We start from the raw sequence: 21407 nt of genomic DNA on the forward strand, positions 1-21407 counted from the left end.
GTCCTCCTCGCGTGGCGATCTCCGCCGAATTCAGAAAAACGACTACATTGTGGCAATCGGCGCGGTCATTTCGGCACGGGTCTGGAGCCCGATCTAATCCGCCCATCCAGGCATGGGCCGGACAACGGCGCGCGCTTAATGGGCGCTTAATGCTTTTGCGCAACAGATAGATCACCAGCGCGGAATTAGTCCTAGTTACGAGTGCGAGCCGAGCTCCCGGAGGAGGGGAATCGGATGGGACTGCTTTTTGTCGGAGTGCTGGCGGGAGTCCTGATCGGCTTTGGCTGGTTTGCGCCTTCCCGAGGGTATTTCCTCGGATGCGCGTCACGACCCTGTTTCGCTGTCGCCCAACCCGCGCAGCCAATGCCGACGGCGTTGGCGCAAGAGCCTGCGGCTGTCAGATCGAGTTCCGCAACGCCGGCAAGGCCCGGCAAGACATCATCTCCGAAATCTCCGAAGAAACGCGGATCGACCGACCTTGCCAAAGCGGCGTCCCCGCGGACGAGCATCAGCGTCCCGGCATCCGAACGGCCCGCGGAAATGCCGGACCCTGCTCTGGACAAGGCGAAGGTTGCGATCGCGACGCAGATGAGGGGGCCGGAAACGGTCGAACTCAGCGACGTGAAGCGCGCAATGCGAAAGAACATGTTTGGACGCCCCGTGGATACGATTTGCGGCCGCGTGAAAGGAAGAAGCGCGTCAGGCGGCGAGACTGGCGAGAGGCCGTTTCTGTATCTCGTGAAGGAGGATGAAGCATATGTCGTCGACGGCAAGTCGGGGTCGGCGGCGTCAACGGCGTATCGAAATATCTGCAATTAGGGATGCGTCGACTGCGCCACCGCGCGGTACGCGCCCAAATGATTTGAGCGGAAAGAATTTCCTCCCAGGTGTCGAGTGATCCCGCAGTGGATACGGCACTAACGCGGCACTGCGCCGCTCTCGTGATGATGCATTCAGGATGAATGCAGCAGCAGGGGAGACGCAATACGGAATGGGAATATCGCGGAAGTTCTTTTCATCTCGAGGACATCATGCACGACATAACCAACGCTTCAAAACGGCTCAATGAATCGCTTCATCTGCCGGTTCTGGTGATCATCGAGCCGCTCCTGTTGCCTCGTACATGCATTCTGCACGTCCTCAGGCGGGAGTTGGACGAACTTGAGATCCTTGACATGGCATCTGTCCAAGGCCTGGACTGCACGTCAGCCCGCGATGTTCGTCTGGTGATGCTGAGTATCGCGGACAAGCCCATCGGCGATCCCTCGGTTGAGGACGATCTCGCCTTCGTTGCGGAGTGTTGTCCCAACGCCGCCACTGTGGTCCTGTCAAACCACGAGGACGAGCCGACCGTGCAGGCCGCGATGCAGCGGGGCGTGCGCGGCTTTCTTTCCACCTCGCTACCGATCGAGATCGCCATAGCCGGCCTGCGCCTTGTTCTCGTCGGCGGCGCCTACAGGCCGTTGCCCGTGGCCGGGATGAACAGGATACCGGATTTCGAGCCGCCGGATGCGCGCGGGCTCTCGCCCGCATATCTGATGAACGAGGGAGCCAGAGTGGCTATCGACAGGAGCGTGACCGATCTGACGCCTCGTGAGCAACAGGTTCTGGCGGAACTGGAGCTCGGCCTGCCCAACAAGCTGATCGCCGCCAAATTGCGCCTGTCGGAAAGCACGGTCAAAATGCACATTCAGCATATCATGAGGAAATGTGCCGCGCACAATCGCACGGAGGCCGTGCTCCGCTGGCGCGGCCGGTTGCCCGCGCCGAGTCGCGATCACGTCCCCGGCGTGGCTCTCATGCCGGAGACCTAATGCATGATCCGGACCCGGAAGGCGCGATGACGATTCACTGCAATCTCATCGCGCTTCAGTCCTCTCTGAATGCACCACGGAAGCTGTCGAGCAGGGGCCTGAGCGCGTAGAGAGCCACGGTGCCGCGCCCCGTCGTGATGAACACCTGAACCGGCATGCCGGGGACGATCTGGATGTCGTTCGCGACGATCTGTCCGTCGTCGATCCGGATCCTGGTCGCGTAGTATGGCTGGTCGGTACGCTTGTCGAGCAGCCGGTCTGCGGATACGTGCACGACGGTTCCCTTCAGGCGAGGCACGCGACGCTGATTGTACGGTACGAGTTGAACCTCGGCATTGAGGCCGGGATGAACCACATCGATGTCCTCGGGCCTCAGGCGCGCGGTCACGATGAGACGGTCTTGCCGGGGCACCAGGTCCATGAGCGGAGCGCCCGCTCCGATGACGCCGCCGGCCGTATGAACCCGCAGATCGGTTATCACGCCGTCCTCGGGCGCCTTGATCTCCGTTCGCGATAGCTGATCCCTGGCCGCAAGCAACCGCTCGCGGAGCTGGAATATCTGGTTCTGTGCTTCACGAAGCGACTGTGCGATCTCGTTCTGCTTCTCGCTCTCGAGCTTGAACAAGGTGGCCTGCTGTTCGCTGATGACCTGCCCGGCGCGGGCAATCTGCGCGGCGATCTCGCCGCGGCGGCCCTCAACGTCGGCCAGCTCCCGCTGCAGGTTCAGCAGCCGCGGCCGCCGTTCGAGTCCCTTGTTGACGAGGGTCGCGACCATATCCAGTTCCTCCCGAACGATGTCGACCCGTTGCCCGGTGGCGGTTTCCTGAGCCTTGAGACCTTCGATCTCCTTTTCGACTTGACGCCTTCGTTCGCGAATGACCGCAAGCTGCGACTCGTGAACCTGGAGGCGTGCCTGAAAAATGAATTGCTGCGCCGACACCGCGGCGGCCGCCACCTCGCTCTGCCTGCTGTCCTGTTCCAGCGCGTCCGGGATTGCGATCCTCTCGAATCTCTGCTGCTCGGCTTGAAGCCGTGCGGCACGAGCAGCGGCATCCCAGAATTGGCCTTGGAGGCTTTGCATCTCCGAGCCGGCCCGGGTGTCGTCCAGCTCGATCAGCGTTTGGCCGCTGCGCACGATATCGCCATCCGAAACCAGGATCTTCCTGATGATGCCGCCTTCCAGATGCTGAATCGTCTTGCGGCTCGATTCCGATTCCACGACGCCGGAGGCGATCGCGGCGCTCTCGAGAGGCGCGAGGCTCGCCCATGTCCCAAGCCCCAGCATGAAGCAGAGCACCAGCAGATTGCCCGCGACGGTGATACCGCGAAGCCTTCCGCGCGGAGAGGTCGGCGTGGGCGTCGAACACCATGGAAATTCCATTGGCTCGAAATCGTCGATTGCGGTCACCACGACGCCAGATCGCCGGGCGGGCAGGGGGCTCGCCGGCGCTCGCATGAGCTGGTCCCAGACCAAGGGAAGTCTCGAGACGGCGGGAAGCTTCCAGATGGTGAGAGAGTTCCAGATCATGGCGCAATCTGCGAAGTAACCTGGGGTCGGCTCAGGTGCCGTTCAAAGATGTCCTCGCTGTCGCCGAACGCGGCGACCGCACCGCCCTCCATGATGGCAATCTTGTCCGTGGCTGCGAGAAGGCCCATCCTGTGGGTGACGACGACAAGGATGACGCCCGCGAGCTTCATGCGCTCGATGGCATCCAGCAGCATTCGCTCGCCCCCGTAGTCGAGGCTGGCGTTGGGTTCGTCGAGAACGACGAGACGTGGATTGCCGAAAAAGGCGCGGGCAAGACCGAGGCGCTGCCGATACCCGCGCGAGAAGGTTGCTTCGCTCTGAACCACCGTGTCGTAACCCAGCGGCAGGCCCATGATCGCCGCATGGATACCGACGAGCTTGGCCGCTTCGATGACTTTCCGTCGGTCGGCATCTTCAAGGCGTGCGATGATGTCGTTGATCGTGTCGCCGAGCAGGTTGATGTCCTGGGGGAGATATCCGAGGCGGTCGCCGTTTCGACCCTCGCGAAGCAGCGAGACGTCGGTATTGTCGAGGACGACACGGCCATGCGTTGGCATCGACAGCCCGGCGATCACCTGCCCGAGCAAGGACTTGCCTGATCCGGACGGACCGATAATGCCAAGGCATTCTCCGGGCATGAGGCTGAACGAGACACCGTTCAGCAGAAGATGGTTGGTCCCCGCAAGCCTCACGCCGACATTGTCGACGACGAGGCCGCTTGGCGCCTGCAGCGGAGAAACCTCCGCGCTCTGCTGCCGGGCGGCGGGGAATGCGGCGAGAAGTGCGCCGAGCCGCTGACAGGCGCTCACGGCCGTCACGAGTGATTTCCAGCCTGCGACCGCACTTTCGACCGGCGCGAGCGCCCGGCTGAACATCAGCGTGGCAGCAAAGATGATTGCCGGACTCTTCCCGTGATCGAGGACGAGCCATGCGGCGGCCCCCATGATCAGGACCTGCGACAGCGCGCGAACCGGCTTGGTGGCCAGCGAGACGATCTCGCCTCGCTGGAGTGCCACATCGTGCTCTCTGCGGGCGTGCTGCGCGTCACGGTGGATCATGCGCGCAGCGCTATCGAGCATTCCCATGGCGCGGATCATGTGGATGTTGCTCGCTGCAGTCTGGAGCCGGCCGCAGCTTCTGGACAGCGCGGCGCCGGATCTGAGCAGAACGTCTTCGGTGACCAGCTCTCCGGCAACCGTGAGCGCGAACAGGAAGGCGACGCAACAGGCGCCCACCACGCCGAGCAGGGGATGGATCAGAAAGAGGACAAGGAGGAACAGGGGCGCCCAGAGCGCGTCGAACAGCATCGGACATGCGCCGGACTCGACGAACTGGCGCAGCACCGTGAGATCCCGATACGCGCCCGACGCTTGCGTCCAATCGCTGCGAAGCGCCGATTCGAGGCCGGCCGAAAGCACGCAAGGACGAAGGCGATCGTCGAGCCAGGCGCCAAGGCGTCCCAGGACGGCGCGCCGCAATGCATCGAACACGCCGCCGACGACCACTGTGATCGCGACAATGAGCGTGAGCAGGAGCAAGGTGTCGCCACTCTGGCTCGACAACACCCGGTCGTAGATCTGAAGAAGATAGATGGAGGGCGCAAACAGGAGCAGGTTGTAGCTGCAGCTATACGCGAATACGAGACCGAGCGGTCCCGCGCAGGACCGGAGGGCTGTGTGCAGTGGCGTCCCGATCTGCGGCAGGATAGGCAACCGAATGGGCGGCATCAGCATGATCGTCACCGCCTGAAATCGAGGTCCGGCGCACTTGACCGATGGCCAACGCAATCCGGCAACGGCATCGGTAGATCATTGGCGTGAAATCCAGGACCGGCGGCCGCGGCCGCCGGTCCCGCCAGTCGGACGAGCGGCTGGTTAGAGCGTATCGAGATGGAAGGTCACTCCGCCACCCCATGCGAAGTTGCCGTCTCCGCCATCGCCGCCGATGCCGGCCACAACTTCCTGGTGCTGGTCCACCATGACCTTGTTGATCTGGGTGGCATCCGTATTGGCGTAGACCTTGGAGGTATCGTAGCCGCTGTAGGATTTTTGGCTTCCGTTCGACTCGGCGTCTCCGCCATGGGCCTTCGAAAAATACGAGGCCTTGGCGTTTGCGCCGCCGGCATCCCAATCCGCCGTCTGTTTGACGTGATCGCCGGTGTTCACGTGCACGTCGGCACCTTCCGCCTTGTTGGTCGGATCGTAGTTGACAGTCGGCTTGCTGATGATGGCTCCCTTGAAAGTACCGTCGCCGCCATTTCCGGCACTTTGACCACCGGTGTCGATCGATTTGACTTTGATCGTATCCGAGATATTGATTGCCTTTGGCATCATTTGAGGCCTCCGTCGGTTTGTTGGCTGTCGTGCAACATCCATCCCGATCAGGCGGACGCGCGCGGCAAGTCTGGTCCGCCCACGCGCGATGGCGATAGATGTCAAATCGGACACCATCCGGTTTGGTGGGCCTACGTACGAAAGTACGACATTTCGTCAGGAGAGGCGCCTCTGCGCGGGCTTTGCATGCGAAGAGTGGCGACGGCGCGTGCCGCGATGCGATCGGCTATGCGAGCGATGCGACGTTTCGCTATGCCACCAGGTGAAGATCCGACAAGAGATGCGCGGCATCGCCACCCAGTGCGAGATTGCCGTGGCCGCCGTCCCCGCCAACGCCGGCGATCTGGACCGCACTCTGGTCGATGTGCACGTTGTTGACCTGATCGGCTACGGCCGTCGAATGGGGACCTGCGATTGCGATGTTGATGGGTGCATAGATCGCGACGCTGACGTCGATCAGACTGCCGGCAAAATAGCCGTTGCCGCCATTGCCTGCGCTGTTCGAACCGGTCGCGATCGTATCGGAGCCGCCCCACAAATTATGGGAGAGAAGGCTTGCATGGCCGCCCGCTGCGGCGTTGTCGTTGCCGCCGTGCCCGCCAATGCCAGCGATCTGAACCGCGGATTGATCCACGGAGACATCATTTATCTGGACCGCGTAAGTGCTGGAGCCATAGCCCGCGATTGCGATGTTGATCGGGTTGTACACTACAAACGAGGTATGGACGAGTTCACCGTAGAACACGCCGTCGCCGCCATTGCCGGCCTGGCTTCCGCCCGTTTGAACGTCCGAGACGCCGCCTCCGTTGCTTGATCCCCAGCCGGGGTCGAGCGTCATGACGCTGCCGCCGACGGCTACGTTGCCATGTCCGCCACTTCCGCCGACGCCCGCGATCTGAATGGCCGATTGATCGATGTCCACCGTGTTCGATTGACTTGCATGCGCAGTGCCGCTCGAGGCTGCCACCGCAATATTGATCGGATGATAGATCACCACGGGAGCGTCCACGATCGCACCCGAGAAATAGCCGCTGCCGCCGTTTCCGGCGCCGTTGTCGCCGCTCGCGATCAGGCCGGCGCCTAAGGACGTACTGACGCTGCCGCCTGATGCAATGTTGTCATTGCCGCCATGGCCGCCGACGCCGCCCATCTGAAAAGGGGATTGATCGACATTCAAATTGTTGGACTGGTTGGCCAGGGCGACCGAGCCGTATCCCAAGCTCACCGAGATGTTGATCGGTTGATAGATCAACAGGGACGCGTGAATGATGCTTCCGTAGAAGTAGCCATCTCCGCCGTTTCCGGCCGTGTTGGCTCCGCTCTCGACCGCAGCAATGCCCATCCCGGGATGTGATGCGCCGGAAGCGGGCGTGGTGGACGAAGCATCCAGGCCCGCCGCAGCGTGGTTGCCGACGTGGCCGTCCGTGTCGCCCACCGACGTGGGATGTTTGGATTGAATCGGGTCGGAGTCATTGTGCTGGGTGTTCGCGCTCGCGGGGTGCGCTCCAGAATCTGCAAATTGACCTGCAAACGGGCGGGGACCATGGACCAGGGCGCCACCGCCAACCGCGTCAGTCAGGAACGGTGCGCTCAGTGCCGGACCCGCTTCGTCGTCACCATCGTACCCATCGTGGCGATGGGAGGCGTGATGCAGCCGGATTCCATCCGACATCCGCGAAAAATCCATCGTAGCCTCCCTCATCGCAATCGCTCCGCGCGATCGGACGGGTTCTGCACTCCGGACAGACTGTCATCCCGGGAAGGTCGAATGCCCAGTCGTCAGTTCGGATATAGCGCTTCGTCTGGCACCCGTAACATCGGCTACATCCGTTCGGGTAAACAGCCTTTGCAACTTTGCGTGGGCCGATGCTTGAAAGTGCGACCTTGAGGGGATGGCGAAAATGGACAATCGAGCTGACGGCCAGATCGCCTGCGGCCAAAATGAATCCACGGCGTTGCCGGATTTAAGTCGCATTGCGACCTAGGTCACGGCCAACGCTCCCGTCCGGGCAGGGGCGCAACACCGGGGTTTTCCATGTCCGGTCATTTGCGAGTTTATTGCGCCGCTTTTACGCTTATTGCAGGTCTCTCGACATCATCCGCGTTTTCGACGCCTCTTTCCGAACTCTTCAATGCCGGTCCCGCCACAGCCCCTGCGCCCGCTTCCGCGGAAGCAGAGTGCTTGACGCGGCCCGGCAAGTCGACCGCCGATGGCCAGCACTGGGTCTATCGGGTGGAAGGCCAGCGCAGATGCTGGTTCCAGATCGCCGAAGGAACTGAGAGGGCGAAGAAGCTGGTTCAGCAACGCGCCACCAAACATCGTGTCGCCGCGGCCGAAGAGAACCAGACCGCGGCGCGCAAGCGGAAGACGGTGGTGGATGCGCGCGCGGAGCTGCCGCGCTCCGCACCTGCGGATACGTCCCGGCCGAGCCCGTCCGTGCCCGCGCAGGTGGTTGATGCCAGTCCCGTCCTCGCCACCAGGATCGCAACCCGCGCGTCGCCGGCTCCCCTTTCCAAACGCGACCGGCTCACGGCTGACGAGATCACGCCGCGCCAGGTCGACGTGGAGGCACTCCTTGCGGCGGCGCCAGCCGCCAGTGACGTGGTTGCCGCCTCGGCGGCGCCGCTCGCCTTTTCCGCCGGAGAGGCGGGCGATGACGGACGGGTTTGGACCTGGCTTGGCATGCTGCTGATGGCTTTGGGGCTTGTCTCCGTCTTGAGCGCGAGTCTAACCATTCCGTGGGCCGCGCTGCTGCCCCAGCTATTATTCGCTTGCCAGCGGCGAGTTGACGCCAGCAGGCAGAATGGGCCTCGAGCTCCCTGGCGGCGCGGCTCCCTGGTTTGGGCCCAACAGGGCTTATGGGGCAATGCCTGGCGTCGCTCAACACCACAGCTTTCAGCACCGATCGCGGTGAGTATCTGGAGGCTTCTCTTGTCGAGGGCGAGTTCTCTCGAGAAATTTCATGCGTTCGCTCAATCGCGAGCCGCCGGGCGCCCTGCCTATTCGGAAACAACCCAGTTTCGCAGACCATCGATCGTGCGAAATCCGTCGGCGGCGTAGCAGCGGATCGATGGATGTAAGCCTTGCGTCATCTCGGCAAGCGCGTGTCCTGGACCGAGGTCCAGGACTTGATCGATCCCGAGCTCTACGAGAGCCTCCAGTGTCGCCGCCCAGTCGATCGGGCGCGCGATCTGGCATGCGAGCTTTGCTGTCGCATCGGTCACGGAGAAGATGCGCTCGCCGCCATCCCCTGCGAGGAGGGTTCGTTGGTCTGCGACAGGAGCGCGTCTGCTGGTCGCAAGCGCTTGCTGCAAGGGCGTGCAGGCCGGTTCGAGACGCGTCGTATGCGAGGCGATTTTGACGGCGAGAAGACCGGCGCGGGCGGCGCCCTGTGTCGTCGCCTCCTGACAGAGGGCGATGACATCGCGCTCCGCGCCTCCAACCACGACAAGAAGGCCGGGATTCCTGATTGCGATCTCGCAGCGGTGCGTCTCGAGCAGGTGTTCGAGCGTGGCTCGTTCGAGCCCGCGGACATAGCCGAGCCGCCCATCCGGCCCCGCCACGCCGTCCATCAATCGGGCGCGGATATCGGTCAGTCGCAACGCTTCGGCGGCGGTCCATATTCCCGCAACGCTCCAGGCCGCCATCTCGCCGACGCTGTAGCCCGTGACAGCGGTGCCCTCAGTCAGCAAGTCCGCGATACAGGCGTGGATCGCGAGCGCCGATGTGACGGTTAGGATCTGGCTGGCATGGTTGGCGGACAGCTCGTCCGCGCGGCGCGTCCTTATGAACTTCCGCGGATCTTCGCCGAGACAAGCGGTCGCAGCGGCGAAGACCGATTCCGCAGCAGGCCGATCGGCGACGAGATCGAAGATATTGTCCGACAGGGTGCCTTGTCCGCCGCAGAGCAGTGCAAGCATCAGGGGGCCAGCCGATCGACGAAGAGAGCGTCCACAAACAGAGCCATGGCGAGCAGATCTGCCGATCCGCCCGGACTGAGATTGCGCGCGACGAACGCCTGGTGAATGCCGTCGGCGTGCTTGCGCCAGCCTGGGCAACCGATTCCGCCTGCGGCAAGGAATGCGGATGCGCTAGCCTGCGCGAAGCGCAATCCGTCAACTCCGCCCCTGTGCAACAGATTGGTGTCGGCAACATCTGCGATCAGCGCCATGCAGGTCTGAACCCGGACCGCCTCCTCATCCCGAGGCGCGAGCGTCCGCGCCGCATGCAGCGCGGGAAGGGCGATGTCATAGACGGAGGGGAAGCCACAAGCCGCTTCCGCCCTGGCGCCGCCAGCGCCGTAGCGACGTGACGCCACGGCGCCGTGGCTGCGCAGGGATATCGGGCCTGCGTAGATGGCGTCGCCCCAACGTTGCGACGCCAATTCGCCGAGCGGCTTGCGAATGCCGAGAGCGCTGCGATACCCGGCCGCGGCGCAGAGCAGACCCAGTCCGAAGATCGCGCCGCGATGCGTGTTCACACCTGAGGTCGCCGCCAACATCGCGCGCTCCGCCGCAACCCCGATCGCGCGCAACCGGTCCATGCCGGCGCCCTCGGCGCCCGCGGCTGCGAGGTCGTGGAAGAACGGAGCCAGCGTGTCGGCACTTCGGCACAGGAGCCCGGAGTCCATATCGCGATGCGCGCCGTTGTCGACGTGGCTGACGAGCCCCGGCTTCGGATAGGTCTCGACTTCGAGCTTCAGGCACAGCGATGCGAGATGACCGAGCTGCTCCGCGCGGAGCTCGCGTTGCAGCGGTGCTTGCCATCTCAGCGCGACATTCATGACGCGCCACCCGCGAGAAACGCCGCACGTGTGGTGACATGAACGCCGGCCGCGCCCTTGACGAGGACTTCGTCCTCGTCAGCGCCGGTCAGCTCGCGCCATTGCACGCCGCCGGCGCGATAGACGATCTCGCCGTCGAGCCGCATCGGTGCCGTCTCTGCGATCCGCGCGATGTCTGACGGCAGGGTGTTCGCGTGCCCCGCCGACGACAGCGGCCAGAGCAGGTCGAGGTCCGATCCATCAGACAGATAGGGCAGGCCGGTGAGATGCTGCCAGGCCAGACTGCCGTACGTGCGCGTCTCAGGCAGAAGGCGGACGAGCAGGTCGATGGTCTGGCGCCACGACGCCGGCGCCGATGTTGCCGCATCCGCCAGCAATGGCGGCGGAGCATGCGTGATGAGTTCGCCGGGGGCGAGCGCGACGGCGATACGCCGCTTGCCGTGGCTCGGCGGCAGCGGCAGGCCAAGTGGAATCATGCCTGCGAGATCGTTGCAGGCCGGCCTGCGAACCACGAGCGGGCGGCCGGTGCGCGCCCAGCCCTCGATAATCGGCTCGCTGGCGAGCGCGGGATTTCGGCTCATCGCGGCGGCCCACCCGGTGGCCGAGGCCGTCACCATCGTATGGCGCTGGAGGGCTTCAGCCATGTTGCGCCCCCTGATGCGCGTCTGCCGCGAGCGTGACAACCCGATCGGCGATCTCGGCCGCCTTCCGCCGGCCGCCACGCTCGGCGCCGAGCCGGGCGCGATCGTCCTCTCCCTGCGGCCGTTGCAGCACGGCCGCAAGCTGCGGCGCCAAAGGCGCATTTTCATCCCAGACGGCGTGAATGCCGCCGGTCTGCACCATGTTGTCGAGGCCAGGCGCGAACACCGGCGTCGCTTCCGCCTTGGCCTTCAGCACATCGATCGGCAGCTTGGTGACCCGCGCCATCGACGGCAGATCCATCACCGCGGGATGCGCACCGGGCAGCGCCACCAGCGTAGCGGTGGCGAGCGCGGTGGCGATGAACGCGCCGGCCGCGCTGCCGCCATAGAGCAGGCCGACGGTGCGATGTCCTTCGGCTTCGGCCAGCAGCAGGGTCTTGGCGAGATGCGACAGATACTCGCTGAGGCCGAGCAACTCGTCGCGCTTGCTCATGCGCTGGCTGGCGGAATCCACCAGGACCAGGATCGGCGCGCGATCGCCGGATTTGACGATCTCGATCACGCGCCCTGCTAGCACGATCGCCTCGTCGACGCCGAGCGGCTGACCCTGCGTGATGCCCAGCACGTGGACGGGACCTCCACCGGGAAGGATCGCCTGTCCCGCGATCATCGCGCCCGTGGTTGCGATCTTGCTGCCGTTCGGAAAGAGACTGGCCAGAATGTCATCGAGCGTCATCGGCGTTCTCCCTGTTGTCTGCCGCGCGAAGAAATGCGGCTGTGGGAAGCGCGGGAATCTCCGTCGGCTGGTCGATGCCGAGTGCCTGCCAGATCTCGACGGCGTCCTCGGCCTCGCCGAAACGCTGCAATCGCCGCTCGAGGCGCGTCTGCTCGGCTTCGAGCACCGCCACGTCGCATCGCCTGTTGGCTTTGAGCGCGTCGATCGCCGCCCCGCGAAACGCCTGCGCCTCGTCGTCGACGTACGCATCAGCGCCGCCGATCAGGTAGCGATGCTTGCCGCCCATGGTGCGCCACACCAGCGCGCGATCGCGCGAGTCGAATTCCTCGATGCCCTTGTTGGTTTCGATGACCTCGGGGCCGCTGACACTGAGCCGGCCTTGTTCGGATACGATGAGACGCGAGCAGGTGCCGGCGATCAGGCTGCCGCCGCCATAACAGCCGGCACGGCCGCCGATCAGGCCGACGATGTGGATGCCGGCGCGCCGTGCCTCGATGATCGCGCGCATGATCTCGGCGATGGCGAGCTCGCCCGCATTGGCTTCCTGAAGCCGCACGCCGCCGGTATCGAACAGGATCAGTACGTCCTGATGAAGCGCACGCGCGGCGCGCAAGAGGCCCGTGAGCTTGGCGCCATGGACCTCGCCGAAGGCACCGCCCATGAAGCGTCCCTCCTGTGCGGCGACGAGCACGGGCGTGCCGTCCAGGCGGCCGCGCCCGACGACGATGCCGTCGTCGAACTGCTCCGGCAGGTCGAAGATCGCCAGATGCGGGCTCATCTCGCGCAGCTCGGGGCCGATGAGTTCGGTAAAGCTGCCGGCGTCGACGAGCGCGTCGATGCGCTGGCGGGCGCTGGCCTCGTACCAGCTCAGCAAATTGGCGTCGGCTGTGACGGCTGTCATCGTTCCGGCTCCTCGATCTTGCGGACCCCTTGTGCGAGGCGCAGCGCCACTGTGTCGGGCCTCGCGCCGCCGTCATTGATGGAGATGCGCAAGCCCCCGGCAGAGCGGCGGGCGACGAAGTCGCGGACCACAGCGTCCCAGACCGTGCCGAAGCCGTGAGCGGCCGTCGCGATGTCGATGGTGCAGACATCTGTCGGCGAGACGCGTTCCAGCAGGACTTCGAGATTGCCGGAGGCGACGACGCCGACGATCGCCTGGGTGCGGGTGCCGCCGGCGCATCTCGGGGCAGTCAGTCTGAAGCTGAGCTTTTCCATGCAAAACTCCTCACCAATTGCGGAAGCGGCTGGGCGGGCGGTAGAGACCGCCGGAGGCCAGCATGAGGTCCTTGATCGAGCGGGCCGCCAGCAGGCGCCGGTCGGCGTCGAGCGGATCGATGCCGAGATCCTCGGGGCGCTGGATCACGCCGCGCTGCCTGAGCTGTTCGACCAGCTTCGCATCACGCGCGCGTCCGATGTCGGTGTAGCCGGCAACGCCGCGGATCGCCTGCTCGCGCTCGTCCTTGCTCCGGCACATCAAGAGGTTGGCAATGCCTTCCTCGGTGACGATGTGGGTGACGTCGTCCGAGTAGACCATGACCGGCGCGAGATCGAGCTTGAGCTCGCGCGCCAGATCGAGCGCATCGAGCCGCTCGACGAACAGCGGGGCATTGCGCTCGCCGAAGGTTTCGCCGACCTGCACCACCAGCTTGCGGCCGCGTCGCAGCGCCGCGTTGGAATCGGGATCAGCTTCGGCGCCGGCCTTGAGCCAGGGTTCGCTCGGGTGGCGCCGGCCGCGCGGATCGGAGCCCATGTTGGGCGCGCCGCCGAAGCCGGCGATGCGGCTGGTCGTCACCGTCGAGCTGTGGCCTTCGAGGTCGATCTGGAGCGTCGATCCGATGAACATGTCGCAGGCATAGAGGCCCGCTGTCTGGCAGAAGGCGCGGTTCGATCGCAGCGAGCCGTCGGGCCCGGTGAAGAAGACGTCGGAACGCGCCGCGACGTAATCCTCCATGCCGACTTCCGAGCCGAAACAGTGGATCTGGTCGACCCAGCCGGATTCGATCGCCGGAATGATCGTGGGATGCGGGTTGAGCGCGAAATGGGTGCAGATCTTGCCCTTGAGGCCGAGCCTCTCGCCATAAGTCGGCAACAGCAGCTCGATCGCGGCGGTGTTGAACCCGATGCCATGGTTGAGCCGGCGCACGCCGTAGGGCGCGTAGATGCCCTTGATCGCGAGCATTGCCGTCAGGATCTGGGTCTCGGTGATCGCGGCCGGGTCGCGGGTGAAGAGCGGCTCGACATAGAAGGGGCGGCCGGCCTCGACCACGAAATGCACGAGGTCGCCGGGAATATCGACGCGCGGCACCTTGTCGACGATTTCGGTGACCTGCGCCACGACGAGACCGTTCTTGTAGCCCGTCGCCTCGACCACCGTCGGCGTGTCTTCGGTGTTCGGCCCCGTATAGAGATTGCCGTCCTTGTCGGCGCTCACCGCCGCGATGAGTGCAACGTTCGGCGTGAGATCGATGAAATACCGGGCGAACAGCTCGAGGTATGTGTGCACGGCCCCGAGCTCGATCTTGCGGCCGAACAGCATGCGCGCGATGCGGGCCGATTGCGGGCCCGAATAGGAGAAGTCGAGCCGCCGCGCGATTCCCTTGTCGAAGAGGTCGAGGTGGGAGGGCAGGACCACCCCCGACTGCACCATGTGCAGGTCATGGACATCCTGGGGGTCGAGGTTCGCGAGCGCCGAGGCGAGGATGTCGGCCTGCTTCTGATTATCGCCCTCCAGGCACACCCGGTCCCCTGACCGGATCACCGCCCTCAGGAATGCAGGCAGGTTCGCGATGGGCACCGTTTTGCCCTCGGCGTGCTGGCCGCCGGCCGTCAGGCGCTCCGCCAGGGCGGCCTTTTGCATACCCCAATCGCTCATTTCGGCTCCTTGGCATGCGGGGTTGGCTTTCGATTGCCGTAATGTATGCGTATTGCCCTCAGATGTCAATTAGTGTATACATCAACTCATAAGCGATGGATATTCGCATACACAGGAGGGAATTTAGGATGCGAATGCATGCAGATAGTCCAAGTCCTGGGGATCGTGCCTTGCTCGCCGAAGGGAGGCGCCCGTGACCATTTCCGGCGTAGCGTTGCTCGCGATCTGCACCCTCTTAGGGGGCCTGCTGGGAGACCTGCTCGGCGTCGCCCTCGGTGTGAAGGCCAATGTTGGCGGCGTGGGCATCGCCATGATGTTCTTGATCGCGGCCCGGCTCTGGCTGGTGCGGCACGGCATACTCAGCCACGGGCTCAAGACCGGCGTCGAGTTCTGGGGCAGCTTCTACATTCCGATCGTGGTCGCCATGGCCGCGCAGCAGAACGTGGTCGCCGCGGCAAAAGGCGGTCCGATCGTCGTCATTGCGGGGATCGGCGCGGTCGCGGTGTGTTTCGCGATGGTGGCCCTGATCGGGCGGTTCAGCGGTCGTGTCGAGACCATGGACGAGATCGAGGCGCGAGAGGCCGAGGCGCTCGCTGCACCTGTGCTCCACTTCAAGTCCGGGAGGATCGGATGATCATGATGTCTCACATTCTCGCCGCCAATGCGCTGATCACTGCGTTCGCGGTCGTCGGAATCCTGATGTGGATCTCCGGGGCGATCTCGAAATATCTCACCTTCGGGCGCATTCACGCCTCGGCGATCGCGATCATGCTGGGCCTTACGCTGGCCTTTTGGGGAGGCATCTCCACCGGCGGCGAGAAGGGCGTGGCCGACCTGCCGGCCCTGGCCGGGATCGGCCTGATGGGCGGAGCGATGCTGCGCGATTTCGCCATCGTCGCCACCGCCTTCGAGGTCGATGTCGTCCATGCGCGCAAGGCCGGGGTGATCGGTGCGGTCGCACTCGGACTGGGAACGGTGGTGCCGTTCATTCTCGGCGTGTTCGTCGCCGCGGCGTTTGGCTACACTGACGCGGAATCGTTGACGACGATCGGCGCCGGTGCGGTCACCTACATCGTGGGCCCGGTCACGGGTGCGGCGATCGGCGCATCCTCACCGGTTATTGCGCTCTCGATTGCGACCGGTGTATTCAAGGCAGTGATCGTCATGATCGGCACGCCCTTTGTGGCGAAGATGATCGGCCTGAACAATCCGCGTAGCGCGATGGTGTTTGGCGGCTTGATGGGAACGGTCAGCGGCGTGTCTGGAGGGTTGGCGGCGACGGACCGACGTCTGGTGCCCTACGGTGCGCTGACGGCGACATTCCACACCGGGCTCGGATGCCTGGTCGCGCCCTCGATCCTTTACTTCGCGGTGCGCGCGATCACGGGAGGCTGAATGGCAGAAGTATTGAAGGTCGCGGTCGACGCGGAGGACGATGGCGGGCTGCTCTCCGATCGCATCCGGAATGCGCTTACGGACGAGATTGCCTCAGGTGCGCTCGTCGCCGGTTCGGCCCTGGAAGAGCAGCAGCTTGCCGATCGTTTTGGAGCTTCCCGCACGCCGGTGCGGGAGGCGCTTCGCCAGCTCGTGGTCAGCGGCCTCGTCGAGGTGCGCGGCCGCCGCGGCCTCGTCGTTGCGCGCATGACGCCGGAGCGCATCATGGACATGTTCGAGACCAGCGCCGAGGTGGAAGCCATGTGCGTCAGGCTCGCGACCTACCGCATGACGCCGCTCGAGCGCAGCCATCTGATCGAGCTTCATGACGCCTCGCTCAAGATGGTCGAGGCCAACGATGTCGATGCCTATGACGCGTTCAACCGCGAATTCCACGAATGCATCTACCGCGCAACGCACAACTCGTTTCTCGCCGAGCAGGCGCAGGACGTGCGTTCGCGGCTCAGCGCCTTCCGCCGCACCCAATTGCGGCAGGGCGATCGCATTCGCAAGTCCCGCGACGAGCATGACGCCATCATGCAGGCGATCGCGGAAGGTGACGGAGAGACCGCAGCCCGCCGAATGCGTGCGCATATGCTGAATGCCGCGTCCGCGCTCAGGCGCTACATCGATGATCGCCTCAGCTGAGTAGCTCGATCGCACGATCGGGCCGATAGCTTGACCGCATCCGGCGGCCGCAGGCATGGACTATTGGTAAGGTCGCATCCCCATTCTGCCTGATCGAGGCGCGCCGCGCTCGCATCGCGCCGAGCTGGCTTGAGCGCGGCGTCAAAGATTTCTACATCCACTCAGATCCGTTCCTGCGTGCCGGTTTGGCAGGTATCAGGAAGCTGTTAGGCCAATAGTCCGAAGCAAAACATACGCAATGAACCGTACTCCTGCGGCTTGGGCCAGCGCCTGGCTTGATACGCGGGTCCTTGTCCCTAGGCATAGGGACAGACACAGCCCTGCGATCCGCTTAGGGTCGCTCGCCTGGTTGCTCGTAACCCCGGGACAGGGCTCGAACATCGGACGATCTCCTCCGGGTCCTTGATGCTGCCCCGCGGGTCCGATGCAACTGGCTGAAGCACCGGGGCGGACAGGGAGGAGCTGCATGACGATCGGTTTCACGCGAGTTTGTCTTGTTGTGGCCTGCGCACTTTATGGATACGCGGCGCGCGCGGAAATCAAAGTCGGAATTGTGATTTCGGCCACCGGCCCGGGATCTGCGCTGGGGCAACCCCAGCTCAAGACTGTCGCGGCTCTGCCAAAAGAGATCGGCGGAGAGAAGGTGACCTACATCACCTTGGACGACGAGTCTGATTCCACCAAAGGGATACAGAACGCGCGCCGGCTCGTGATCCAGGACAAGGTCGATGTGCTGGTCGGGTCTTCTCTGACGCCGGTGACCATGCCGATGCTCGACGTCGCGCTGGAGTCGAAGACGCCGCTGCTATCGCTTGCGGCCGCCACCGCCATCGTTCAGCCGTTGGACGACAAACGGGCCTGGGCCTTCAAGGTCGTTCCCAACGATGACCTAATGGCGAGCGCCATTCTCAAATACATCGCGAAATCCGGCGCGAAGACGCTTGGCTTTATCGGTGTTTCGGATGGGTATGGCGAAGGTTACTATAAGGAGGTGAGCCGCCTTGCGCCGATCTTGGGTCTGACGGTGACGACACATGAAGTCTACGCGCGTGCGGACACCAGCGTCACCGGCCAAGCGTTGAAGGTGATGTCGACGAATCCTGACGCCGTCTTCATTGCTTCCGCAGGTACCCCGGCGGTCCTGCCGCAACAGGCGCTCCGTGAGCGCGGATACACCGGAAATATCTTTCAGACGCATGGCGTGGCCAGCGAGGAGTTCATCAAGCTTGGAGGCGCGACCGTCGAAGGCGCTATTTTCGCAGGCGAGGCCTTTACCATTGCGGCCGATCTTCCGGCGGGAGATCCGTTCCGTCACGCGACGGAGCAGTTCGTGACCGCCTATGAGGCGGTAAACGGTCAGAAACCCAATATGTTCGCGGCTCACCTCTGGGATGTCGTCGCACTGATCGGGAAAGCTGCTCCGAACGCGCTGAAGACGACGAAGCCGGGCACGCCCGAGTTTCGTGCAGCTCTGCGGGACGAACTCGAGCGCGGGGAGAACGTCTATCTCAACAACGGGCTGTCGAACATGAGGAAGACCGACCACAACGGTTATGATGAACGCTCAGCCTTTTTGATCAAGGTCGAGGGCGGGAAGTTCCGCTTGGCGAAATAGCAGCGCGCCTTCCTCGGGAAGACACGATGTCGAAGCCGAGCTTCTCGTCGGTGATCTCGACTCCTCAGCCTGGAGGACAAGGCTTCACGCCGTCAGCGAGCTACGAGAGGAACATAGTGTTCGAGTTCGGGATCAGGGAAGTGGATGGTCCGGCCAAGTTCTGCGGAGCGATAGAGTCCCATAAGCATTTCCATGACGCCGACCCCGTCATCGAAGGTTTCTGCCGGACTCATGCCCCGCCTGAATGCCTCCACCATATGGCGGTTCTCGTCGGTGTAGCCGTAGATGCCGGCTTCGTCCTCGACTACCGGCATCAGACCTTGCTCGGAATTCTGCTTCTCGACGAGATCCTCGCCCTCTGATCCGCTGATCGCGCGGGAGAGGAAGACCTTGAGGCCAGTCGAGAGCGAGGAGAACTCCATCGAATATTCGGGACCAAGCAATTCAAGCTGGATGCGCAAGCCCGCGCCGACATACGCCCATGAGGTCGTCGCCTCGATCATCAATTGATGCCCGTCGGTATCTTCCATCGTAAGTATCCCGCGCGCGAAATCTTCGACCGGACGTTTGGTGAAATCGACCCCCATTCGCCTCTTGAGGTCGGCAGCGTAGTGGGGGCGCGTCCATTTGAGATTGGCCGTCGTGGCGCTGGCGCTGAGCAGCCGTAGGGAGTCACGCTTTGCGCCTGGCGCGGTCAGCATGAAGCGTGCGACCTCGACTGAATGGCACATCATGTCGGAGAGCACGCCCCCTCCTTGCTTGTCGCCTTGCCAGAACCACGGCTCGTGCGGTCCCGAATGCTCCTCGGCGGCACGCGCGAGATAGGGGCGTCCACTTCCGGGTACGGCCCGCCGCCAGATGATGTCCTTGCCGCGCATCACCGCGGTCGAGAAAAGCTGGTTCTCCAGATAACCGTGAAGCAGGCCTGCATCTTCGACGAGCCTGCGCATTTCCCGTGCTTCGGCAAGCGTGCGGGCGAGCGGCTTTTCGCAAGCAATGGCGCGCAGGGGAGCCCCGGCCTTGGTCACGCGGTGGATCTCGCGCATGATGTCGAGACGGCTGTCGTTCGGCGTCAGCAGCCAAAGCGCATCGACCTCGCCGGACATTGCCATCGCCTCGATGCTGTCAAACACATGCGCCGGCCCAAGGCCAAGATTGCGCGCCTTGTCGGCGATGCGCGTCCGCCGTTCGGCGGAACGGCTGTAGACGCCGCCGACGCTGACGTTGCGCACGCCGAGCATGGACTGCAGATGGAACGCGGCGATGAAGCCGCTGCCGACAAGGCCGATGCGCAGCAGTGGAAGTTCCGTGAGCTTCTGCATGTCAGAGACCTCCTTCAATGATAATGTGGTGGTTCAGACCGACGTGGGCGTTCTGCGTTGCCTGCCCGGGATCGCGGCCAGCAGGGCCTGCGTGTAGGGATGCTCCGGCCGTGTCAGCAGATCTGCCGTCGGCCTGATCTCGACGATTTCTCCGAGGCGCATCACTGCAATCCGATCGCAGACCTGGGCCGCGACGTTGAGATCGTGGGTGATGAACAGCACCGCCAGCCGCAGCCGTACCTTCAATGTCTCGAGCAAGGTAAGCACCTGCGCCTGGACAGAGACGTCGAGCGCCGACACCGGTTCGTCGGCCACCAGCACCTCCGGGTCGAGCGCCAGCGCGCGCGCAATTCCGATCCGCTGGCGTTGCCCTCCGGAGAATTCATGCGGAAAGCGCCGCGCGGCGCTTGGGTCGAGACCCACAAGCGCCAGCAGTTCCTCGGCACGCGCGAAGGCCTGCGCCGGCGGGACGCCGTGCGCGATCGGTCCGTCGGCGATAATTCGCCCGACGCGGCGACGCGGATTGAGTGAGGCGAAGGGATCCTGGAACACCATTTGGACGTGCTTACGGGCGGCCCGCAGGCCGGCACCGCGAGCCTCGGAGAAATCCAGTTCGCCGATACGGACCACGCCCGCGTCGGCGTCGGTGAGACGCATCACCAGCCGACCGATCGTGCTCTTGCCCGAGCCGGACTCTCCGACGAGGCCGAGCGTCTCGCCGCGCCGGATTTCGAAGGTCACATTCTTTACGGCTGCGACCTCGGTCTGCGAACTGAACCAGTCGTTGCCACGATAGATTTTCGCAAGTCCGGTCGCGGCGCAGGCGATCGGTTCGTCCTCGACCCGGACCCGGACCGGCGGGGTCCCGCCGGGCACCGCGGCGAGCAGCCGGCGCGTATAGGGATGCTGCGGGCGTTCGAGCACGTCCTCCACGGACCCCTGTTCGACGACGCGACCCTTCTCCATGACCGCGACGCGGTCCGCGATGTCGGCGACGACGCCGAAATCATGGGTGATGAACAGCACCGCCATGCCGCGCCGCTGCTGAATGTCCCGGATCAATCGAAGGATCTGTGCCTGTGTCGTGACGTCGAGTGCCGTGGTTGGTTCGTCCGCGACCAGGATCGATGGTTCGAGCGCAAGGGCCATTGCGATCATGGCACGCTGACGCTGGCCACCCGACAACTGATGCGGGTAGCTGCGGATGATCCGCTCGAGGTCGCGCATGCCGACCTCTTCGAGGAGGGCGCGCAAGTGGGCCTGCCGCTCGCTTGGCGTGAATTGTCCGTGCGCCTCGAACGCTTCCATGATCTGGTCGCCGATCCTGATCACAGGATTGAGCGCTGTCATCGGTTCCTGGAAGATCATCGCGATGCGTCGCCCGCGCAACGTCCGCCATTCTGCTGCGGGGAGGTTCAGCAAATCGCGCCCCTCAAACTGTATGGCCCCTGCAACCGGGCGAATGGCCCTGGGCAGCAGGCCCATTACGGCAGAGGCGCAGACCGATTTACCGGAGCCGGATTCACCGACGACGCAGAGAATTTGTCGTGGATGCAGAGCAAGCGAAACGTCCTCGACGGCAGAGGCACGATCTCCGCCGGCGGGCAGCGCCAGCGTCAGCCGCTCGATCGACAGGATCGCCTCTGTTGTCTCGCTCATGCTGTCCGATCCGACATCACG

At 64.1% G+C, this 21407-nt stretch carries 20 protein-coding genes; 7 read left to right on the top strand and 13 right to left on the bottom strand.

Annotation, left to right across the window (positions count from 1 at the left end; genetic code table 11):
• Positions 1-234: 234 nt before the first annotated feature.
• A complete protein-coding gene (locus tag HAP41_RS14350) occupies positions 235-819 on the top strand; it encodes a hypothetical protein (protein ID WP_224580844.1) in 585 nt (194 codons plus the stop codon).
• Positions 820-1031: 212 nt separating this feature from the next.
• On the top strand, positions 1032-1814 hold the full coding sequence (locus HAP41_RS14355) for a response regulator transcription factor (protein ID WP_166100768.1): 783 nt from the start codon (positions 1032-1034) through the stop codon (positions 1812-1814).
• Between the two features lie 55 nt (positions 1815-1869).
• Here the strand turns inward: HAP41_RS14355 and HAP41_RS14360 are convergent, their stop codons facing one another.
• From HAP41_RS14360 to HAP41_RS14375, 4 genes are all read right to left on the bottom strand, one after another.
• Complete coding sequence (locus HAP41_RS14360) at positions 1870-3222, bottom strand: HlyD family type I secretion periplasmic adaptor subunit (protein WP_224580843.1); 1353 nt, start codon at positions 3220-3222, stop codon at positions 1870-1872.
• Between the two features lie 116 nt (positions 3223-3338).
• A complete protein-coding gene (locus HAP41_RS14365) occupies positions 3339-5075 on the bottom strand; it encodes a type I secretion system permease/ATPase (protein ID WP_166100756.1) in 1737 nt (578 codons plus the stop codon).
• Between the two features lie 141 nt (positions 5076-5216).
• On the bottom strand, positions 5217-5672 hold the full coding sequence (locus HAP41_RS14370; RefSeq protein ID WP_224580842.1) for a hypothetical protein: 456 nt from the start codon (positions 5670-5672) through the stop codon (positions 5217-5219).
• Positions 5673-5925: 253 nt separating this feature from the next.
• Positions 5926-7362 (bottom strand): hypothetical protein, encoded by a 1437-nt coding sequence (locus tag HAP41_RS14375; RefSeq protein ID WP_224580841.1) that lies wholly within the window; start codon positions 7360-7362, stop codon positions 5926-5928.
• 495 nt (positions 7363-7857) lie between these two features.
• On the opposite strand from HAP41_RS14375, the gene HAP41_RS14380 reads away from it, so the two are divergent.
• The gene (locus tag HAP41_RS14380; protein WP_166100747.1) at positions 7858-8736 is read left to right on the top strand and encodes a hypothetical protein; all 879 of its coding nucleotides are present in this window, start codon (positions 7858-7860) and stop codon (positions 8734-8736) included.
• On the opposite strand, the gene HAP41_RS14385 is transcribed toward HAP41_RS14380, so the two are convergent.
• From HAP41_RS14385 to mdcA, 7 genes are read right to left on the bottom strand one after another with little or no spacing between them, the layout of a single operon-like run.
• A complete protein-coding gene (locus HAP41_RS14385) occupies positions 8676-9596 on the bottom strand; it encodes an acyltransferase domain-containing protein (protein ID WP_166100742.1) in 921 nt (306 codons plus the stop codon). The two genes, HAP41_RS14380 and HAP41_RS14385, sit on opposite strands and share 61 nt — an antisense overlap.
• Positions 9596-10459 carry a triphosphoribosyl-dephospho-CoA synthase MdcB gene (mdcB, locus tag HAP41_RS14390; protein WP_166100737.1) on the bottom strand — a complete coding sequence of 288 codons (864 nt, stop codon included), beginning with the start codon at positions 10457-10459 and terminating at the stop codon, positions 9596-9598. Before mdcB ends, HAP41_RS14385 begins: the two co-directional genes overlap by 1 nt.
• Positions 10456-11103, bottom strand: coding sequence for a malonate decarboxylase holo-[acyl-carrier-protein] synthase (gene mdcG / locus HAP41_RS14395; RefSeq protein WP_166100732.1), 648 nt, complete (start codon positions 11101-11103; stop codon positions 10456-10458). Before mdcG ends, mdcB begins: the two co-directional genes overlap by 4 nt.
• A complete protein-coding gene (gene mdcE / locus HAP41_RS14400) occupies positions 11096-11836 on the bottom strand; it encodes a biotin-independent malonate decarboxylase subunit gamma (RefSeq protein ID WP_166100727.1) in 741 nt (246 codons plus the stop codon). Before mdcE ends, mdcG begins: the two co-directional genes overlap by 8 nt.
• On the bottom strand, positions 11823-12737 hold the full coding sequence (locus HAP41_RS14405; RefSeq protein ID WP_166100724.1) for a biotin-independent malonate decarboxylase subunit beta: 915 nt from the start codon (positions 12735-12737) through the stop codon (positions 11823-11825). Before HAP41_RS14405 ends, mdcE begins: the two co-directional genes overlap by 14 nt.
• Positions 12734-13051: a malonate decarboxylase acyl carrier protein gene (gene mdcC / locus HAP41_RS14410; protein ID WP_166100721.1), complete on the bottom strand. Its 318-nt coding sequence runs from the start codon at positions 13049-13051 to the stop codon at positions 12734-12736. Before mdcC ends, HAP41_RS14405 begins: the two co-directional genes overlap by 4 nt.
• Positions 13052-13061: 10 nt before the next feature.
• Positions 13062-14708 carry a malonate decarboxylase subunit alpha gene (gene mdcA, locus HAP41_RS14415; RefSeq protein WP_166100717.1) on the bottom strand — a complete coding sequence of 549 codons (1647 nt, stop codon included), beginning with the start codon at positions 14706-14708 and terminating at the stop codon, positions 13062-13064.
• Positions 14709-14901: 193 nt separating this feature from the next.
• Here mdcA and madL point away from each other — a divergent pair, with 193 nt between their 5' ends.
• From madL to HAP41_RS14440, 4 genes are all read left to right on the top strand, one after another.
• Complete coding sequence (gene madL / locus HAP41_RS14420) at positions 14902-15342, top strand: malonate transporter subunit MadL (RefSeq protein ID WP_166100712.1); 441 nt, start codon at positions 14902-14904, stop codon at positions 15340-15342.
• Positions 15339-16103 (top strand): malonate transporter subunit MadM, encoded by a 765-nt coding sequence (gene madM / locus HAP41_RS14425; protein ID WP_166100706.1) that lies wholly within the window; start codon positions 15339-15341, stop codon positions 16101-16103. The genes madL and madM overlap by 4 nt, the downstream gene beginning before the upstream one ends.
• Positions 16104-16790 carry a GntR family transcriptional regulator gene (locus HAP41_RS14430; protein WP_166100703.1) on the top strand — a complete coding sequence of 229 codons (687 nt, stop codon included), beginning with the start codon at positions 16104-16106 and terminating at the stop codon, positions 16788-16790.
• 466 nt (positions 16791-17256) lie between these two features.
• On the top strand, positions 17257-18405 hold the full coding sequence (locus HAP41_RS14440) for an ABC transporter substrate-binding protein (protein WP_166100696.1): 1149 nt from the start codon (positions 17257-17259) through the stop codon (positions 18403-18405).
• A gap of 92 nt (positions 18406-18497) precedes the next feature.
• On the opposite strand, the gene HAP41_RS14445 is transcribed toward HAP41_RS14440, so the two are convergent.
• The gene (locus tag HAP41_RS14445; protein WP_166100693.1) at positions 18498-19727 is read right to left on the bottom strand and encodes a Gfo/Idh/MocA family protein; all 1230 of its coding nucleotides are present in this window, start codon (positions 19725-19727) and stop codon (positions 18498-18500) included.
• Positions 19728-19760: 33 nt separating this feature from the next.
• Positions 19761-21386 carry an ABC transporter ATP-binding protein gene (locus HAP41_RS14450; protein WP_166100690.1) on the bottom strand — a complete coding sequence of 542 codons (1626 nt, stop codon included), beginning with the start codon at positions 21384-21386 and terminating at the stop codon, positions 19761-19763.
• Positions 21387-21407 lie beyond the last annotated feature (21 nt).

It is taken from the genome of Bradyrhizobium barranii subsp. apii (genome assembly GCF_011516635.5).
Lineage (GTDB): Bacteria > Pseudomonadota > Alphaproteobacteria > Rhizobiales > Xanthobacteraceae > Bradyrhizobium > Bradyrhizobium barranii.

Coding starts and splice junctions, on each gene's coding strand:
- HAP41_RS14350 (WP_224580844.1), top strand. CDS start 235: ATGGGACTGCTTTTTGTCGGAGTGCTGGCGGGAGTCCTGATCGGCTTT.
- HAP41_RS14385 (WP_166100742.1), bottom strand. CDS start 9,596: ATGCTTGCACTGCTCTGCGGCGGACAAGGCACCCTGTCGGACAATATC.
- HAP41_RS14365 (WP_166100756.1), bottom strand. CDS start 5,075: ATGCTGATGCCGCCCATTCGGTTGCCTATCCTGCCGCAGATCGGGACG.
- HAP41_RS14405 (WP_166100724.1), bottom strand. CDS start 12,737: ATGACAGCCGTCACAGCCGACGCCAATTTGCTGAGCTGGTACGAGGCC.
- mdcB (WP_166100737.1), bottom strand. CDS start 10,459: ATGAATGTCGCGCTGAGATGGCAAGCACCGCTGCAACGCGAGCTCCGC.
- mdcA (WP_166100717.1), bottom strand. CDS start 14,708: ATGAGCGATTGGGGTATGCAAAAGGCCGCCCTGGCGGAGCGCCTGACG.
- HAP41_RS14450 (WP_166100690.1), bottom strand. CDS start 21,386: ATGAGCGAGACAACAGAGGCGATCCTGTCGATCGAGCGGCTGACGCTG.
- mdcE (WP_166100727.1), bottom strand. CDS start 11,836: ATGACGCTCGATGACATTCTGGCCAGTCTCTTTCCGAACGGCAGCAAG.
- HAP41_RS14355 (WP_166100768.1), top strand. CDS start 1,032: ATGCACGACATAACCAACGCTTCAAAACGGCTCAATGAATCGCTTCAT.
- HAP41_RS14375 (WP_224580841.1), bottom strand. CDS start 7,362: ATGGATTTTTCGCGGATGTCGGATGGAATCCGGCTGCATCACGCCTCC.
- madM (WP_166100706.1), top strand. CDS start 15,339: ATGATCATGATGTCTCACATTCTCGCCGCCAATGCGCTGATCACTGCG.
- mdcG (WP_166100732.1), bottom strand. CDS start 11,103: ATGGCTGAAGCCCTCCAGCGCCATACGATGGTGACGGCCTCGGCCACC.
- HAP41_RS14440 (WP_166100696.1), top strand. CDS start 17,257: ATGACGATCGGTTTCACGCGAGTTTGTCTTGTTGTGGCCTGCGCACTT.
- HAP41_RS14445 (WP_166100693.1), bottom strand. CDS start 19,727: ATGCAGAAGCTCACGGAACTTCCACTGCTGCGCATCGGCCTTGTCGGC.
- mdcC (WP_166100721.1), bottom strand. CDS start 13,051: ATGGAAAAGCTCAGCTTCAGACTGACTGCCCCGAGATGCGCCGGCGGC.
- HAP41_RS14370 (WP_224580842.1), bottom strand. CDS start 5,672: ATGCCAAAGGCAATCAATATCTCGGATACGATCAAAGTCAAATCGATC.
- HAP41_RS14430 (WP_166100703.1), top strand. CDS start 16,104: ATGGCAGAAGTATTGAAGGTCGCGGTCGACGCGGAGGACGATGGCGGG.